The 1,042-nt window shown below is 68.8% G+C and carries 1 pseudogene; it reads right to left on the bottom strand.

Features of this window, described 5'->3' with window-relative positions:
* Positions 1-1,042: pseudogene (locus tag JAO81_RS41895) on the bottom strand (hypothetical protein); the annotation flags it as partial.

Below are 1,042 nucleotides of genomic sequence, written 5' to 3' on the forward strand. Positions count from 1 at the left end.
TCCCAAGGGCCTTGGCGATCGGGTTGGGGATCATGTTCTTGGCGAAGCTGATCAGCTTGGACTTGAGCCAGCTGCCCATGCCGCTGATGCCGTTCCACAGGCCGCGGATGACGTCCTTGCCCTTGTCGTACAGCAGACGGCCCATGTTGCCGACGGCGCGGCCGATCCGGCCGGGCAGCCCGCCCAGCCAGCGCACCATGCTGGTCATGCGGTCAACGGCGGCAGTGCGGGCGCGGCCGAACCATTCGCCGATCCGGGCCGGGAGCGTCCCGAACCAGGCGAAGATGCGCCGCGACTGGTCGATCCCAGATTGGAAGAACCCGACGATGGCCGCCCAGGCGGTACTGATCTTGTCGGTGACCCAGTCCCAGGCTGCGCCGGTCCACTGCTTGACGGTCTCCCAGTTCGCAATGATCAGCGCGACCAGGCCTACGACGGCAGCGATCACCAGGCCGATGGGGCCCATGGCGATCAACCAGGAGGCGGCCACCCGGCCTGCCGCGAGCAGGGCGCGGCCGGCCATCATCATCCAGGCCCCGGCCACCCGCAGTGCGGCACCGACATGGGTGGCGGCGCCCGTGACTGCGGCGGCGCCGGTGGTGACCCAGGAGGTGACTGCAGCGGTGGCAGAGGTGATCGCGGTGACGGCCATCAGCGATAGTGCGGGAACGAGCACGCCAGTGAGAACTACTGCCAAGCCCTTGACCAGTCCGGGGTTGTCCCGCATCCACGAACCGACCCCGTCGAGTGCGGGGATGACTTTGGAGCCGAGGAAGTCGACCAGGCCTTGCTGCAGGCCGCGGGTGAACGCGGTCAGGCGCGCCCCGGCGTTGTCACGCAGCGAGTCGCCCAGCTGGTCGGAGGCGCCCGCTACCTGTCCGAGCTCGGCGACCGCCTCGGAGGGGTCCAGGGCGTAGAGGGCCCGGGCCATGTCCTCGGACTTGGTGGCGAACAGTTCGGTGGCGGCGGCGTTGCGCTTGACGGGGTCTTCGATGCTGCGCAGTTTGTCGAAAACGGTGTCGAGTGCCTTGGCCGCGGCAGG

The organism is Streptomyces sp. N35, assembly GCF_016464295.1.
Classification (GTDB): domain Bacteria; phylum Actinomycetota; class Actinomycetes; order Streptomycetales; family Streptomycetaceae; genus Streptomyces.